Origin of the sequence: Pedobacter frigidisoli (assembly GCF_032678525.1) — a bacterium.
GTDB classification, from domain to species: Bacteria; Bacteroidota; Bacteroidia; order Sphingobacteriales; family Sphingobacteriaceae; genus Pedobacter; species Pedobacter frigidisoli_A.
On record NZ_JAVTSE010000002.1, the window covers coordinates 60,264 to 77,737 of the forward strand.

The following is a 17,474-nucleotide window of genomic DNA, read 5'->3' on the forward strand; positions in this document are numbered from 1 at the left end:
TTTGATTCTTACTCACTATCTTGCAGAACCATATGAAATACAATATCCTAATTCTGTTGCTTCTTGTTTCTTTATCTGTATCAGCGCAAAAAAAGCACGCTAAAAATCCTTTGATTATAGGAGAAATCCTGGAAATACAATCTAAAGTATTAAATGAATCTCGAAAACTGAACATCTATTTGCCTGCAGATTATGCTCCCGATTCCGCGCGCACATATCCCGTTATTTACCTCCTTGATGGTTCTGCCAACGAGGATTTTTTGCATGTGGCCGGCTTGGTACAGTTCTTAAGTATGATTGACAAAATGCCGCAGAGTATAGTTGTAGGTATCGCCAATGTAGACCGTAAAAAAGATTTCACCTTCCCTACAAGCATTCCAAAAGATTTGAAAGACTTCCCGACTACAGGAAAATCCGACCGTTTTATTTCTTTCATTGAGCAGGAGTTGCAACCCTACATACAACAGAAGTACAAAACCAACTTTAACAGAACAATTATCGGCCAATCTCTGGGTGGCCTGCTTGCTACGGAAATACTGATGAAGAAACCGGAGCTTTTTAATCGCTATGCAATCATCAGTCCGAGTTTATGGTGGAACAACGAATCGTTACTGAATGATTTTACAAAGATTAGTCAGAAATATCCTCCAGGGCTTAAAGTGTACATTTCTGTTGGGACAGAGGGCAAAAGAATGGAAGACGACGCAAAGCTGCTGGCAAACATTTTAAAGGATGACAAAAAAATAAGCGTAAGTTATGTTCCTATGCCTGAAGAGAATCATCTTACCATTTTACACAAAAGCCTTTATAAGGGGTTGCAACTTTTAAATGCTAATTAAGATAAGCTTGAAGAGATATTCTTCACAATGATCTCGGCATGTACCCTGGAATTTTCGATAAACAGCTTGTGTGTGTCTAAACCTCCACAAACTACTCCGGCTAAATATAAGCCTTTAACGTTAGTTTCCATGGTTTCTTCATTATAAAACGGACATAAGCTTTCGGGCAAATCTATGCCGAACTTTCTTAACATAGAGAAATCCGGTTGATACCCAGTCATTGCAATTACAAAATCATTAGGGATTGTTTTTACTCCATCCGGTGTTTTAATGTCAACCTCATGATCTCTGATTTCCAGCAATTCAGAATTAAAATGGGCGGTAACTGCTCCCTCTTTAATGCGGTTTTCAATATCGGGACGAACCCAATATTTAACATGTGGACCTAGTTGGCCACTTCTGATCACCATGGTTACATTCGCGCCTTTGCGGTAAGTTTCAAGCGCAGCGTCAACTCCTGAATTATTCGCCCCGACTACCAGAACATTTTGAAAAGCGTATAAGTGTGGGTCTTTATAATAATGGGTAACCTTAGGCAATTCCTCACCTTTAACATTCATCAGCAGAGGCACATCGTAAAAACCAGTGGCAACTACTACATTCTTCGCGGTATATGTTGCTTTGAATGTTTGGATTTCAAAAACGTGATTATCCTTTACCACTTGCATTACTCTTTCAAAAAGGTTGATTCTGAGGTTAAATTTTTCTGCCACGCGCCGATAATATTCAACTGCTTCGTTTCTGTTAGGCTTTGGGCTAATCGTTACAAAAGGGACTTCTCCAATTTCCAGTTTCTGTGATGTAGAGAAAAAAGTCATAAACACGGGGTAGTTGAACAAACTGTTTACCAATGCACCCTTCTCGATGATGAGGTAACTCAAGTTTGCCTTTTGAGCCTCGATGGCACATGCCATCCCGATGGGACCAGCACCAATAATTAAAACATCGTAATGATTTTCGTTTTCAATCATAGTAAATTATTAACCACCTTAAGCAACATGGGTCACCGATGATTGTTTAAGCTTATTTAGAAATAAATCCTAACGTGTTACTAGTGGTGTTATCTGGAAAAATTAAGCCTTCATCGCCTTACTCGGGCAGGCAAAATCTGTTCTTTTTAAACTCGTATTTTTGATTGCTCCATAACCACCAGCAACATCAATTACATTTTCTACACCCCGTGATTTTAATATTGACGCAGCAATCATTGATCTGTACCCTCCTGCACAGTGAATGTAATAAGTGGATTTGGGATCAACTTCGTTTGTCCAGTCGTTAATGAAATCCAATGGTCTGCTTAAAGTAAACTCCAGATGTTCAGATTCATATTCACCAGGTTTACGAACATCCAGTGCAGTAATGTCATTTTCTTCAGCTGCGAGTTCAAAGGCTTCGGCAGAAATGGATTCGATGGTATCAATTTCTTTTCCGGAATCTGTCCATCTTTCGAAGCCTCCATCTAAATAGCCAATAGTACTATCATAACCAACACGTGTTAACCGTGTTATTGTTTCTTCTTCTTTATCCCGATCTGTTATCAATAAAATGGGTTGCTTCAAATCAGTGATCAGTGCACCAACCCAGGGTGCAAACTGCCCGTTTAATCCAATATTGATTGAATTTGGAATAAATCCCTTCGCGAATACCTGCGGATCACGGGTATCGAGTAGAATTGCTCCGGTTTGATTTGCGGTATCTTCAAATGCCTGAGGCATCAAAGGGTTCAAACCCTTTTGATAAACATTGTCAATGCTTTCAATTTCTCCTTTATTTATTGCCGCATTTTTAGCGAAATATTGTGGAGGAGGCATTATCCCTTCAGTGACCTCAGCTATAAATTGCTCTTTACTTTCAGCCTTAAGCGCATAATTAACTTCTTTTTGATGCCCCAGCGTATCAAATGTTTCCTTGCTCATGCTTTTGCCGCAAGCCGAACCTGCTCCATGGGCCGGATAAACAATAACATCATCTGCTAAGGGTTTAATTTTCTCGTTTAATGAATCGTAAAGCATTCCTGCTAGGTCTTCCATTGTCAAATCGCCCTTCTGTGCAAGATCAGGACGACCAACATCTCCGATAAATAAAGTATCACCGCTAAAAATACAGTGATCTTTACCGCTTTCATCGGTTAATAAATAGGTAGTTGATTCCAGCGTATGCCCTGGTGTGTGCAGTGCAGTAATGGTAACATTTCCAATTCTGAATTGCTCACCATCTGTAGCCACATGTGATTCAAATTGAGTTTTGGCGGTCGGTCCATAAATGATCCTTGCTCCGGATTTCTCAGCTAAATCCACGTGCCCTGAAACAAAGTCTGCATGAAAATGAGTTTCAAATATATATTTAATTTTTGCCCCGGCTTTTTCTGCTTTCCTTAGATAGGTTTCCACCTCCCTAAGAGGATCTATAATTGCAGCCTCTCCATTGCTTTCGATGTAATAAGCAGCCTCTGCTAAACAACCGGTATATATTTGTTCTATTTTCATGTTACAGATTTGAGATTGAGACAGGCGATTTGAGAGCTGACAGAGCCCTTTAATTAATCGTCATCTTTATCTTATAAACAAAAATAGAGCTAATTAACAATAAGCGAAATGATCGGAGTCATAATTGCAGAAGTTTTACCTAAACCTTATCATTAACTGACACCTCGTTTATAGGAAATAAAAAAATCTTGCCGGTTTTTGAACCCACAAGGCTTGAATAGGAAAAGATGCAAATGTTAATCGTGACTTAATTCTCCTCTAATTGATTTTTCCATGAGCTTACTGCTGTCCTCAACTGATAATTTAAGCCCCATAACAAACATCAGTTTGGTTACAGTTGCTTCGAATGTTAAGTCATATCCGCTCAAAACCCCCATTTTCTGTAATTCGCGACTGGTTTCGTAGCGGCCTAATTGTACAGAACCTTTTTTACACTGGGAAATATCGATAATAATTTTGCCTTTACTGATTGCACTGCGCAAACTGTCTAAAAACCATTCGGCGGTAGTTGTATTTCCTGAGCCAAATGTTTCCAATATAATGGCGTCGACTTTCGAATCGGTAATGGCCTGTACTGCCTGCGGTGTGATACCTGGATACAATTTTAAAACACCGATATTTGAATTAAAGTTGGTTCGGAGATTGAGCTTACCATCCGGCGCATTGAGCATATCATTTTTATTGAACTGCAAATGAACGCCCGCTTCAGCCAAAACCGGGTAATTAGGCGACCTGAATGCTTCAAACTTTTCACTATTATATTTGATAGACCGATTGCCACGGAACAGCTGCGCATCAAAATAGATGCAAACCTCGGGCACAAGTGCCTGGCCGTTTTCTTTAGTCGCTGCAATCTCCAATGCTGTAATCAGATTCTCTTTAGCATCAGTTCTGATCTCGCCAATGGGCAATTGAGATCCGGTTAAAATAACTGGTTTACCTAAATTTTCGAGCATAAAACTGAGGGCCGAGGCAGTGAAGGCCATCGTATCTGAGCCGTGAAGAATTACAAAGCCATCGTAAAGATCATATTTACTATAAATAAGCTCAGCAATTGTTTTCCAGATTTCAGGGTCCATATTGGAGGAATCCAAAACGGGGTTAAAAGAATGTACATCTAAATCGTAATCTAACCGGCTTAGCTCAGGCACATTATCTTTAATCTGCTCGAAATCGAAAGGAATTAACATCCCATTACTGGGATCATTTATCATACCGATGGTTCCACCGGTATAAATAATAAGTATTTTGGTCATTTGGTTGGTTGGGTTGCTCAGCGCAAAGAAACTAAAAAATTACAAATGATCAGGCATATTTTTAATATTGATAATAAATAGATATTTTTCAGCCAGATAAATATCAAATCAATAATAAAAGTGATTTAAATTAAAATTATAGCAACAAACGTACTAACTACGTCAATCAGTTTACGATTGGGTGATCAGAAACTTTAAGATTATTACTTAAACACCGAAAATCTTTCTGGAATTTTCTGTTGTGATATTCGCCACTTCTTCTACAGATACACCATATATATCAGCAAGCTTTTGAGCGATATAGATGAGATAACTACTTTCATTCGGTTTTCCCCTGAAAGGCACCGGCGCCAAATAAGGTGAATCAGTTTCCAGCACCAAATCATTCAGATCGAGTTCGGGAAGTACCAGGTCTAATCCAGCCTTTTTATACGTAACTACACCACCAATACCTAAATAGAAATTGAGATCAATCGCTTGCCGGGCCTGTTGAACATTTCCGGTAAAGCAATGGAAAATTCCCCTGAGTTTTTCATCCCGCTCACTTTCCAATACTTCAAATACTTCATCGAACGCCTCACGGCAGTGTATCACGATTGGCAAACCTAATTCTTTAGCCCACACAATCTGTTTTCGAAAGGCATCCTGCTGAATTGCCAATGTTGTTTTGTCCCAATATAAATCAATGCCAATTTCGCCAATAGCGTAAACAGACCTATTTGGAATACTGTTTTTAATGGTATCCAGTACTGAAATATAATCATCTTTAACATCACAAGGATGAAGGCCTGCCATCGCAAAACAGTTATCAGGATATTTACTCACCAGGTCATCAATCATGGCAATTGATTTGACATCCACATTTGGAAGGAACAAACGGTTTACATTATTTTCAAAACAACGCTCCATCAATTGCGATTGCTTATCGTTATCTTGTTCGTAATATAAATGGGTGTGCGTGTCGGTGAAAATCATTTGGTATCAGGCATATTATCAGGCACTAATCCTGATCGTCAGTAACAATATATTTATGTTTAAATTAAGCTTTCTTCTTTTTTGCTTTTTTAATTTCCGGTTCAGGTTCGAATGAATAGCCGTCAAATTCAAATTCTTTTTTTAAGAACTTACCTGTAAGGCTGATTGGATTTTGAACTAATCCCTCTGGTGTACCCTCAAAAAGTATTCTTCCTCCACCTGCGCCACCTTCTTGTCCAAGATCAATTACCCAGTCGGCAACTTTAACTACATCCAGGTTGTGTTCAATAACCAGCACGGTGTTTCCTTTTTCAACCAACTCCTGCAATACACCTAAGAGCACATTGATATCTTCGAAATGAAGGCCCGTTGTAGGCTCATCCAGTATATAGAATGTTTTGCCTGTATCTTTTTTCGAAAGTTCGGTTGCAAGTTTAACACGCTGCGCTTCACCGCCGGATAAGGTTACAGAGGATTGACCCAAAGTAATATAACCCAAGCCTACATCCTTAAGGGTTTTGATCTTTCTATATATGATCGGAATGTTTTCGAAGAAATTACATGCATCTTCAATACTCATATCCAGCACATCGCTAATTGATTTACCACGGAAGCGAACTTCTAAAGTTTCGCGGTTGTATCGTTTTCCGCCACACTCTTCGCATGGAACCTGAACATCAGGCAGGAAGTTCATTTCAATCACTTTTAAACCGGCCCCCTGGCAAGTCTCGCATCTTCCACCTTTAACGTTGAAAGAAAAGCGACCCGGTTTGTAACCACGTATTTTTGCTTCAGGAAGCTGAACAAAGAGGTTCCTGATATCAGAGAAAACGCCTGTATAGGTTGAAGGATTAGAGCGGGGCGTTCTTCCTATCGGAGCCTGATCAATTTCAATAACTTTGTCTATCTCTTTCAAACCACTTATTTTCTCGTAAGGAAGTGGTGTTTTTTTTGCTCTGAAGAAATGGTGATTTAGAATCGGATAGAGCGTTTCGGTAATCAGACTTGACTTTCCTGACCCGGAAACACCGGTTACTGCGATAAATTTACCCAAAGGAAAATCAACTGAAACTTCTTTCAAATTATGTCCGGTAGCTTTGATAATGGACAATTTATGCCCGTTTCCTGATCTGCGGAGTTTTGGGATTTCGATTTTTTTATCTCCGTTCAAATAAGCCGCAGTTAGGGTATTTGATTTAAGGATATCTTTTGCAGTTCCTTCAGCAACAACGGTTCCTCCGTGTATTCCTGCTCCCGGACCAACGTCAATTACCCAATCCGCTTCCAGAATCATGTCTTTATCATGCTCCACTACTAAAACGGTATTGCCCAGATCGCGAAGGTTTTTAAGTGCATTGATCAAACGCTCATTATCACGCTGGTGCAAACCGATGCTGGGCTCATCCAGAATGTACATTACATTCATTAACTGCGATCCGATTTGAGTAGCCAAACGAATACGCTGTGCCTCACCACCTGAAAGTGTACGGGCAGTACGGTCTAAAGTCAAATAGGTTAATCCCACATCGGTTAAAAAACCTATCCGGGCATTAATCTCCTTTAAAATTTCTTTAGCAATGATGTTCTGACGGTCCGTTAATCGTTCATCAACTTTCTCAAACCATTTGCTAAGGTTGTTGATATCCATGGATGAGAGATCGAAGATGTTCATTCCATCCACCTTGAAATGCAGGCTTTCCTTCTTCAAACGGGCACCGTGACACTCGGGACAGGTTTTTAGTTTGCGGAAGGCATCCATATCATCAGATGCAGACTCACTCCGCTTTTCGTTTTGCTCTTCCAACATCTTGATAATGCCGTCGAAGGTGATGTTATAATTCTGAACGTTCCATTTATTGTATTCTACTTCAACCTTGATCAGATCGGGTGCACCGTTCAGGATGATGTTGATCACCTCGTCGCTCAGTTTTTCGATTGGAGTCGACAGCGAGAAGCTGTATTTTTTGGCCAGAGCTTTTAATACCTGAAACATCCAGATATCACGGTATTCACCAAGAGGCGCTAAACCGCCATTGAGAATACTAAGTTTGGGATTTGGGATAACCGACTCTTTATCTACTACGAAAATATACCCTAAACCGTCGCAACGTTCGCAGGCACCATATGGCGAATTGAAAGAGAAGCTATTTGGCTGAGGTTCATCATAAGAAATACCTGTTGTCGGACACATCAGGAACTTACTAAAATGGGCTACATGATTATCTTTATCACTAATCTTTATTACACCCTTACCCATTTTCATGGCGGTTTGCACCGAATCTAACAGGCGTTTCCTGTCTTTTGTATCTACAATCAAGCGATCTATTACAACCTCGATGTCGTGGATTTTGTAACGGTCGACCTGCATTTTAGCTGTGATATCTTTGATTTCGCCATCTACCCTCACCTTCACATAACCCTGTTTACGGATTTGCTCGAACAACTCGCGGTAGTGACCCTTTCTCCCTTTCACCACGGGTGCCAGTATATTTACTGGTGCACCATCAAATTTATTGAAGATATTCTGGAGAATCTGGTCTTCGCTCATGCGCTCCATTTTCTCCCCGGTATTGTATGAGTAAGCATCGGCTGCACGGGCGTAGAGTAAACGCATGAAATCGTAAATTTCAGTTATGGTACCTACCGTTGACCGTGGATTTTTACTGGTTGTTTTTTGCTCAATGGCAATAACCGGGCTTAGCCCGGAAACCTTATCTACATCCGGACGTTCCATACCTCCCATAAACTGGCGGCTGTAAGCACTAAATGTTTCCATATAGCGCCGCTGCCCTTCGGCATAAATAGTATCAAATGCGAGGGATGATTTTCCACTACCACTCAGCCCGGTAATCACTACCATTTGGTTTCGTGGGAAACTAACGTCTATATTTTTTAAATTATGTACCCTGGCACCGTATACTTCTACATCTTTTTGCTCACCGAGGTCGATAGATTTATTGCTCATATTTGTTGAAAAGTTGAGGAGAAACTGAACCCGTAAGATGGCTGAATTTCAACATGCAAAATTGCTAAAAATTTTATCAAAAAGAAAGCTCAAAGCAATCTGTATTGAGGATTAATTGTCATAATGTCGACTTCGATTTCTGAGGAAACCAGAAGACAAACCAAAACGCAAATAACTGTAGTGATCCTGAAAATAAATATTGTAATTGTCCTCTCCATAATAACCAACCGCAGCCATCAAAAACACATTGTTCATGAAAGGAAAACTATAATTGAAATTAATCTCGGCATTCAACCGCTTCTGTATATTGGTCATGTTTTTTAATGGAATCTGATTTACCGCATAAGAAATCTCACTATTTAAACGCCAAGTTTCTTTTTCGGTTTTGACTTTTGTCTTATTTCGGGCATTCTTCTCAATCTCATCGTACCTGCGCAGCGAAAAACTGTACAATAATCTGGTAAAACCAAAACCTCTGTCTAAAACAGGCTCGTACCTAAAAAACTTATACCACTGCAAACCTATGCGGTGGTTAAAGGAATAAAAACGCTCGTCAGGCTTTACAGCGGTGAGAAATCCAAAGCGGTAAGATGCCGTTAAGTAATTGGCATTGAAGTTTCCGGTTGCCGTATTTATCGTTCCATCGGCATTTACCGCATCCTGATCCTGCCCGTTGGAGTGATGGGTAAAAGCCAGCTCTCCGTATCGATAATTTTCGGGCTCGGTATTTAGCCTGGCATAGAGCACACCACCCAGCCTGTAACTCGGCGTACGTACACCTGCTGAAAATTCATTTCTTACGCGAACGGTAAAATCGGGGATGATGGAAAAGGCAACCGGAGACTTATAACTTCCCAACAACATGTAAGTTGTGGTTAAGCGGCCATTGATCACATATTTCGACGGTGCACCTAATTCTCCATACGGGGAAGTATAAGCGAAATCAGCATTTTCTTTATAAAGGGACACGTATTGCTTGTTGGCATATTCCCTCCTGATGGCTAAGGAGTCTTGTGCCTGTAGCTGAAAGGCGGCAACAGATAAAATGAGCGTTAAAAAAATTTTCATCATATCCGAGATAAACGTTGATGAATGCTGTATGGTTTTATTTCCTGGTAAGATATATTGAAATGCCGCAAACCATTACCACTCTATGGTTGTCCCGTTCTCAGTCGGGTGACCGGTACATACCAAAACCCTTCCCTCTTTTATTTCTTCATCTGTGAGTATCTCATTATAATCCATGCGCACATTTCCACGGGTGCAATTGGCCACGCAGGTACTGCAAACTCCTCCGCGGCAACTATAAGGTAGCTTGATTTTATTTTCGAGCGCTACATCCAAAATCCGTTTCGGCCAGGGAACATCCAGATAATAAGTTTCGCCTTTAAAATTCAAAATTACGGAATAAGTAGTTTTATCTACTGATTTCTCCGAACCATCATCCTCATCCACTTCATCCTCGGGTAAAACAAAGGTTTCCCTTTTAATCTGCTTGATATCAAAACCCATCCCAAGTAAAGTTATCCTACACAGATCCATATAAATGATAGGCCCACAGGTATAAAACAAAACCTTATCCCGCTCAAAATGTAAATGTTCTTTTAATAACTTTTCTATATAAAATTTATTCAGTCGGGCAGTCATCAGGTTTTTGCTATTACTAAATATCCAAATGATTTTCAATCGTTCAGGATATTTCTGCTGCCACTCGATCAATTCATTATAAAACAGAGCGTCATCTATTGACTTGTTACTGTAGATTAAGGTGATCAATGATTTTGTTTCGCGAACCAATGCCGTTTTGAGGATAGAGAAAAGCGGCGTAATCCCCACTCCCGCAGCAAATAGAAAAAGATCCCTTTCCAGCTCCTCTTCGGGCAAATAACTAAACAGTCCCTGCGGTTCTTGTGCCTCTACTATATCGCCAACAGCAGTTTTATGATGCAAAAATCTGGAAATCTCACCATTTTCTACTCTTTTAACTGTTATAGCCAATGGTTCGTCTACATCAGGCGAACTGTTGAAGGAGTAAGATCGTCTAACTTCACCATGCTTGCCTTCAAAAACCAAAGAAACAAATTGCCCTGCCATGTATTTGGGATATTTCCCTTCTACCTCCTCAAATTGAAAAGTAATATTTTCGCCAGGCTGATTGATGATTTTATTGGTGCGCAGTTTGAACATAGTGCAAAGAAAAGGATTAATGTTGAAAGACTAAAGCTGAACGGATAAAGACTTGCAGGGACGGACTGTGGGGGAAAATACATTCAAAAAAAAACGTCCCGATTTTATATCGGGACGCCTTACCAAATGCTTTGTCTTTATCTTAATTCTATTACTCGGCGTTATACGCCAATAATACACGCGGTTTTTCGTATCCGTAACGTTTAGGGTGCTCCATAATCTGCTTCATGGAAATTACTTTGTATACGTAACCACCCGTTTCACGGTTTAGTCTCATTTTGTAGTAATTATCTTGATTTTGATTATTGATCTGCTTGCGCAGGCGGCCATCGCCAACATTGTAAGCAGCAGCAACTAGCGTCCAGCTCTCCAGCCCTCTATACATTTCTTTAATGTACTTACAGGCTGCGATGGTTGACTTACGCAAGTTATAGCGTTCATCCACGCTAGTGTTTACCTTTAATCCATAGGTACGCGCTGTACCCGGCATAAACTGCCAGATTCCTGCTGCACCTTTAGGCGAAATTCCTTCCCGCATTCCTGATTCAACCAAGGCTAAATATTTGAAATCATTGGGAATTCCGTAGGCGGCAAGAATTGGCTCTATTACAGGAAACCATATTGCAGCCTTTTTGTGCAAGATATTCGTTTGTGTGTTCTTGTACATGTGTGCGGCAAGAGTTTTTTTCATTTTTCTTTCTACCCTTTTATCGCCCAAAGGCAGGGTTTCATCCGCGAAATTTAACTGGGCCATTAAAGTAAGAGGTTTCACAACGTCTTGAACTTTGATACTATCAGTTTTTGTTATTGTAGAGCTTAATTTTTCTTCCTTAAAAAGACTTTTTTGTACTAAGGGCATTTGGTAAGTGAACACTTTTGCCAAGATAAATAGTGTTGCCACTACTGAAAATGGTACGATGTGTTTCTTTAACATCTTCCTCCTTTTTTTGGTGAAACTTATATAAAAACGTCGGCAAAGCTAAAAAATAATAAGCACATTATCAAATAGTTACAATAAACACCCCGAAAAACGGCCTTTAAAGTGCTTAAAACGTGGATTTTAAATTTTGATTTTCGACTCATTTTTTCTATTTTAGAGGCTATTTTTGAGCTAAATTTTTCGACTCCTGCACATTGTTTTGTTCAGCATTATTTCATAAATTTGCAGCCCGCATTTCCAATGCGGTTAAAAGCGTATCATGATAAATAAAAACAACAGGAACAGTCGGGATGACAAGTCCAAACCGGGCAACCGGAGAACAGAAGGCAGAAGTAATTCAGCCGGATCTGATAAAGACAGTAAATTCAAAAGATCATCCGATTCAAAAGAAGGCTTCAAACCCAGAAGCGCAGACGGTAAGGATTTCAAATCGAAATCATTCGGCGACAAAAAAGATTTCAAACCAAGAAGTGGCGGACGTGATTTTAAATCGAAAGATGCAGAACCACAAAGTTTCAAATTTGGAGACCGTGAATTTAAATCTAAAGATGCTGGTGCAAAATCAGAAGATCGTGGATATAAATCGAGAGAAGGCGGATCAAGAGATTATAAAAGCAAAACCGGCGATCGTGATTTCAAACCAAGGGAAGGTGGATCAAGAGACTTTAAACCCAGAACAGGAGACAGAGATTTTAAATCAAGAGAAGGTGGAGCGAGAGACTACAAACCAAGAACAGGAGAGCGTGATTTCAAGTCTAAGGATGGAGATTCGAGAGATTTTAGACCGAGAACTGGGGAACGTACTTTCAAATCGAAAGACAGTGGATCGAGAGATTTCAAACCAAGAGAAGGTGGCTATAAGGATTATAAATCCAGAGGTGGAAAATCTGATGACTTTAAGCCAAGTGCCGGAAGCTCAAGAGATGTAAAGCCCAGGGAACCAAGGGAAGGTGATACACGTCCTTTCAGAAAACGCGAGGATGCGGCACCGAGAGACACTGAATTTAACCGCCCCGAAAGAACGGTTATTGCCCCTGCCCGCAAAACCAACGAAGATAAAGGCTTAATTCGCCTGAACAGATATATTTCCAATGCCGGAATTTGCTCTCGCCGTAAGGCTGATGAATTAATTGCAGCTGGTGTAGTTACCGTGAATGGCGAGGCTGTTACTGAACTTGGACACAAAGTTGACCCTGCGAAGGACCTGGTTCGCTATAATGGTGAATTATTAAAACGTGAGAAAAAAGTTTACGTACTGTTAAACAAACCAAAAGATTATATCACCACTACTGACGATCCTCAGGAACGCCGTACAGTGATGCAATTGGTGGATAAAGCCAGTCGCGAACGTATTTACCCTGTTGGTCGTTTAGACCGCAATACTACCGGCTTATTGTTAATGACAAATGACGGTGACCTGGCAGATAAATTATCTCATCCTAAGAACGGGATTACCAAAATTTACAACGTTGAGCTAGATAAGGCTTTATCACAAGGCGATTTAAATAAGATTGCTTTCGGTTTAGAACTTGAGGATGGCTTGATTAAACCAGATAACATATCTTATGTTGCGGGTGGAACCAAAAAAGAAATTGGTATCCAGATACACAGTGGTAAAAACAGAATTGTTCGCCGTATTTTCGAACATTTAGGTTATAGCGTAGAAAAATTAGACCGTGTAGTATACGGAAATTTAACTAAAAAAGATTTGCCTCGTGGCAGATGGCGTTACCTCGAAGATCATGAACTGATTCAGATCAAACACCTGATAAAATAAAATACAAAGGCAACCGAGAGGTTGCCTTTTTTGATTTAAATACCACTGGAAAATACGTTTAAACTCTATCCCGCACTATCGTATCGCTATTAAAAACGTTTGCGTAATTGGCTTTATAAAGATTATTTAACCAATGGCTGAACATTTTTTTTCTCATATTTGTTGAACACAAGGATTAATTATGAAAAGGTACTTTGGAATATTTTTAATGTCGCTCTTATCGACAGCCGCTTTCTCTCAGCAAAACACATACAACCTTATTGTTGGAACTTATACGGCCCCCGGAAAGAGCGAGGGCATCTATACCTATAGTTTTGATATTACTGGCGGAACAGCGACACTTAAAAACGTAACCCGGGATACAACAAACCCGAGCTACCTTGCTATTTCATCAGATAGAAAATTTGCTTATGCAGTAAACGAAACCGGCAACACAAGTAGCGTAAGTGCTTTTAAATATGACGCAAAGACTGGTAATTTAACTTTTCTGAATAAGGTAGATAGCCATGGTGCTGATCCGTGTTTTATTACCGTAGATGATCAAAATGTCATTGTAGCAAACTATTCAGGCGGGAGCCTGGCTGTTTTCTCCCGTGAGGCTGACGGATCAGTATCAGAGGCCATTCAGGTAATTAAACACACGGGAAAAAGTATCGATCCGCAAGGCAGACAAAAAAGTGCACATGTGCACATGACTAATTTTACGCCAGACCATAAGTATCTGGTGGTTAATGACCTGGGCGAAGACCAAACCTATATTTACAACTATAATCCCGTTGGAAAAGAGAAAACGCTAACTCAAAAATCAGTTATCAAAGCTACTCCAGGTACCGGGCCAAGACACATCACTTTTAGCCCGAATGGTAAATTTGCCTACCTGGCCCACGAATTCAATGGCGCTGTTTCTGTATTTGCTTACGCCAATGGAAGCCTGAGAAAGATGCAGGAAATCAACACCACCCCTAAAGATTTTAAAGGAAAAATTGACGGGGCAGATATCCACATTTCTCCTGACGGTAAATTTTTATACGAAACCAATCGTGGCGATGCCAATAGTATCTCTGCCTTCTCCATCCTGTCAAATGGAAAATTAAAGTTCATCGAAACGGTAAGTACCTTAGGAAAGGGACCGAGAAACTTTTCGATCGATCCATCCGGCAAATTCTTATTAGTGGGCCATCAGTACACCAACAACGTCGTGATTTTCAACCGCAATAAAACCACAGGAAAACTAACCGACAGCGGAAACAGAATTGATGTAGGCGCTCCTGTTTGCCTGGTGTTCGATAAATAAACAAAAAAAAGATTCACATTTCTGTAAGTCTGTATTTTGTTTCACTATATCTAACTAAGCTGTTTCAGCAACTTTAGCTACATTACGGTAAGGGTAAGAATTGCAAATGTGGCGGCGAGCGAAACGACCTGGTGAATCTGCATTAACCAGTTTGATATAGATTGCTCTTGGTACATCAAAATACTCATACGCACTACCATCGAAAAACTGAATGTTTAATACCGATTGTTTATATTCGAAATCAAGAATATTTGAATTGGTAATGGTTTGTGTGTAAATCTCTAAATTTTGTTCGCATGTTTCAGGTGCAATGCTAACCAGGAAGTGATAAGCTTCGATAATCTCTTTGCTCTTTGCCTCTGCCTCCAGTCTCTCCTCCTCTACCTGAAACTTATCAGGGTGGTATTCTTTCATCAGGGTTCTATAAACCGACTTAAGGTCTGCAAGCTTGGCGGTTTTATCTACACTCAAAAGCCTTCTATAATCTACTATTTTCTTCATTTGCGGCAAAGGTACGATTTATAATGATTTGATTTTGAGAAAGTTTTAAAATTACAAGTATTTCTTTTATAGCCTTTAAGCAATTGGAATGGCTGCCCTTTGAACCCAGAAAGCAAAAAAGGTCGCCCGATATGGGCGACCTTAATTTATAGAAGGAGATTTTGAACTATTTTGGCAAACCGTTTTCGGGTTTAAGTTCTTCAAGAACTGGAGCACTTAATCCAATTAAGCTTTTTTGAAGCACGTCATTCTTTTGTTCGAAGATTACAATATCATTTTTACCGGTTTTAAGCCAGCAACCTGGCAGGTATAAGGTTTGCTGGGGCCCCACGCTCCAGTAACGCCCTATATTAATCCCATTAACAAATACAATTCCTTTTCCAAAGCCACGCATATCCAGAAAGGTATCACCTGTTTTGGTCAGATTAAAACTACCTCCATACAGCGCTGGCCTTCCTGCAGTGGCAGTATTCCTGGCGCCGGTTAGATCGGGCACAACATCCATAGGCAGTTTGTACATATCCCAGTTACCTGTAATGGTTTGTCCGTTAATGATAACAGGCGAAATAATTCCCTTTGTACTATTGGTAATTTTGGCGCCGTAGTTAATCCTTCCCATATTCTCCACCACAATATCAAGCGTTGCATTAAATGGTATATCAATCTCGCAGTCGTACTTTTTGTAATAGCTGTTTAATTCAGCAACCTTAGCACCATTTACATATACAATCGCATAATCGCGCAAACCTGCCAGTTCTAATTTACCACTTATGGGCTGGTTAAATTTTTTACTATATAAAACGTAACCGTGTCCCTGGTTTAATTCTTCAAAAGTTAAAGGCTTATCATCATTTACAGGCGCTATTTTATTTCTGATATCATCTAAATCTACAAACTGATTTAATGCAATATTATTAATCTCGATGACTGGGTTCTTTGCAGGCACAGGCGGCGTATCTGCAGTTTTAAGCATCGATCGCAAAGTATCGTATTTTTTAGTGGCCCAGCCAGCCTCACTGATAGGCGCATCGTAATCATAACTGGTTAAATCTGGCTGTATATCATGTTTGTTATCATAATTAGCCCCCGAAGTAAAGCCGAAATTTGTACCGCCATGTACCATATAGTAGTTAAAGGAAACGTTACCATCCAGGTATTTTTGCGTTTGTTTGGCGACATTTTTATAGGAAACTATAGGGAACGGCTCTGCCCAGTGATCTAACCAGCCCGGATAAAACTCTGCTACCATGTAAGGGCCTTTCCCACCGTTAAACTTATTAACGGTTTCTTTGAGTTTAGCTACATCATCCTCTCCGTTTGCAGTAGGCAAGGCACCTGGTAAGGCACCCCCGTCAAATAACCAGCTTCCATCAGATGTAAAAAATGGCACATTAAATCCAACATCCTTTAATTGCTGAAACACTGCAGCACTGTATTTTTTGTGGTCTTCTATACTGATGTCCTTACGTTGTGCCACATATGAACCAAATTCATTTTCTCCCTGAACCATAATAATCGGGCCGCCGTTTGAAACCAATAAATTCTTAACCTGACCATATAGCGCGGTGAAATAGGCTTTTGTTGCTGCAAGATATTGCGGATTGTTGCCTCGGATGACCATTCCCGGAACTTTCACCAAAAACCATGGATATCCACCAAACTCCCATTCAGCACAAACATAGGGACCGGGGCGAAGAATTACATACAACCCCTCTTCCTGAGCAATCTTGATGTACTCGGCAACGTCTTTATTTCCCGATTTGAAATCCCACACACCAGGAGCGGTTTCATGGTAATTCCAGAAAACGTAAGTAGCTACAGCATTTAAGCCCATTGCTTTCATCATTTTGAGCCGATGACGCCAGTAAGGCTTTGGGATCCGGGCATAGTGCATTTCACCACTATGAATTTGAATGGCTTTACCGTCGAGCAGAAAGTTGCCATCTGCAATAGCAAATGTGTGTTTAGCAGTTTTGGTCTGGGCATCAGCATTTGATGCCATCGCACAGATTAAAAGCAGCGAAAAAAGTTTGATTTTCATTTTAGTTCATTTTTTTTCTAAGGTTCGGCATCACAAGAAAGATCTTGACAATTAATAGGGATATTTATTTAAAAAGATGAAGCAGCACGATTTTCTTTTAGAAAAACTGTTGTTTCTATCCTTTTCAGGCGAAAAAATCTGCCGGAAAGACAAACGTTTGATCACGTTCAAATTTGCTGAAACAAAGATTTTCTGTTGCTCAAGGCATACTTA

At 40.1% G+C, this 17,474-nt stretch carries 13 protein-coding genes; 3 read left to right on the plus strand and 10 right to left on the minus strand.

Going from position 1 to position 17,474, the window contains the following annotated elements; genetic code table 11:
* Positions 1-32 precede the first annotated feature (32 nt).
* Complete coding sequence (locus R2Q80_RS05260; RefSeq protein ID WP_316798592.1) at positions 33-839, plus strand: alpha/beta hydrolase; 807 nt, start codon at positions 33-35, stop codon at positions 837-839.
* Here the strand turns inward: R2Q80_RS05260 and R2Q80_RS05265 are convergent.
* From R2Q80_RS05265 to R2Q80_RS05300, 8 genes are all read right to left on the minus strand, one after another.
* Positions 836-1,810, minus strand: a complete 975-nt coding sequence (locus R2Q80_RS05265; RefSeq protein WP_316798593.1) for a YpdA family putative bacillithiol disulfide reductase — start codon at positions 1,808-1,810, stop codon at positions 836-838. The two genes, R2Q80_RS05260 and R2Q80_RS05265, sit on opposite strands and share 4 nt — an antisense overlap.
* Before the next feature lie 102 nt (positions 1,811-1,912).
* Positions 1,913-3,325, minus strand: coding sequence for an MBL fold metallo-hydrolase (locus tag R2Q80_RS05270; RefSeq protein ID WP_316798594.1), 1,413 nt, complete (start codon positions 3,323-3,325; stop codon positions 1,913-1,915).
* Between the two features lie 236 nt (positions 3,326-3,561).
* Positions 3,562-4,581: a type I asparaginase gene (locus tag R2Q80_RS05275; protein WP_316798595.1), complete on the minus strand. Its 1,020-nt coding sequence runs from the start codon at positions 4,579-4,581 to the stop codon at positions 3,562-3,564.
* 207 nt (positions 4,582-4,788) lie between these two features.
* The gene (locus R2Q80_RS05280; protein WP_316798596.1) at positions 4,789-5,556 is read right to left on the minus strand and encodes a TatD family hydrolase; all 768 of its coding nucleotides are present in this window, start codon (positions 5,554-5,556) and stop codon (positions 4,789-4,791) included.
* Between the two features lie 64 nt (positions 5,557-5,620).
* The gene (gene uvrA / locus R2Q80_RS05285; RefSeq protein ID WP_316798597.1) at positions 5,621-8,521 is read right to left on the minus strand and encodes an excinuclease ABC subunit UvrA; all 2,901 of its coding nucleotides are present in this window, start codon (positions 8,519-8,521) and stop codon (positions 5,621-5,623) included.
* Between the two features lie 111 nt (positions 8,522-8,632).
* Complete coding sequence (locus R2Q80_RS05290; RefSeq protein WP_316798598.1) at positions 8,633-9,592, minus strand: hypothetical protein; 960 nt, start codon at positions 9,590-9,592, stop codon at positions 8,633-8,635.
* Between the two features lie 72 nt (positions 9,593-9,664).
* Positions 9,665-10,708: a ferredoxin--NADP reductase gene (locus tag R2Q80_RS05295; RefSeq protein WP_316798599.1), complete on the minus strand. Its 1,044-nt coding sequence runs from the start codon at positions 10,706-10,708 to the stop codon at positions 9,665-9,667.
* A 151-nt stretch (positions 10,709-10,859) separates the two neighbouring features.
* Entirely contained in the window at positions 10,860-11,642 is a 783-nt protein-coding gene (locus R2Q80_RS05300) for a lytic transglycosylase domain-containing protein (RefSeq protein ID WP_316798600.1), read from the minus strand.
* 265 nt (positions 11,643-11,907) lie between these two features.
* Here R2Q80_RS05300 and R2Q80_RS05305 point away from each other — a divergent pair, with 265 nt between their 5' ends.
* A complete protein-coding gene (locus R2Q80_RS05305) occupies positions 11,908-13,425 on the plus strand; it encodes a pseudouridine synthase (RefSeq protein ID WP_316798601.1) in 1,518 nt (505 codons plus the stop codon).
* A 181-nt stretch (positions 13,426-13,606) separates the two neighbouring features.
* Positions 13,607-14,719: a lactonase family protein gene (locus R2Q80_RS05310; RefSeq protein ID WP_316798602.1), complete on the plus strand. Its 1,113-nt coding sequence runs from the start codon at positions 13,607-13,609 to the stop codon at positions 14,717-14,719.
* Positions 14,720-14,773: 54 nt separating this feature from the next.
* On the opposite strand, the gene R2Q80_RS05315 is transcribed toward R2Q80_RS05310, so the two are convergent.
* Entirely contained in the window at positions 14,774-15,220 is a 447-nt protein-coding gene (locus R2Q80_RS05315) for a KTSC domain-containing protein (RefSeq protein ID WP_316798603.1), read from the minus strand.
* 166 nt (positions 15,221-15,386) lie between these two features.
* Positions 15,387-17,261 carry a beta-galactosidase gene (locus R2Q80_RS05320; protein WP_316798604.1) on the minus strand — a complete coding sequence of 625 codons (1,875 nt, stop codon included), beginning with the start codon at positions 17,259-17,261 and terminating at the stop codon, positions 15,387-15,389.
* Between the last annotated feature and the right edge of the window lie 213 nt (positions 17,262-17,474).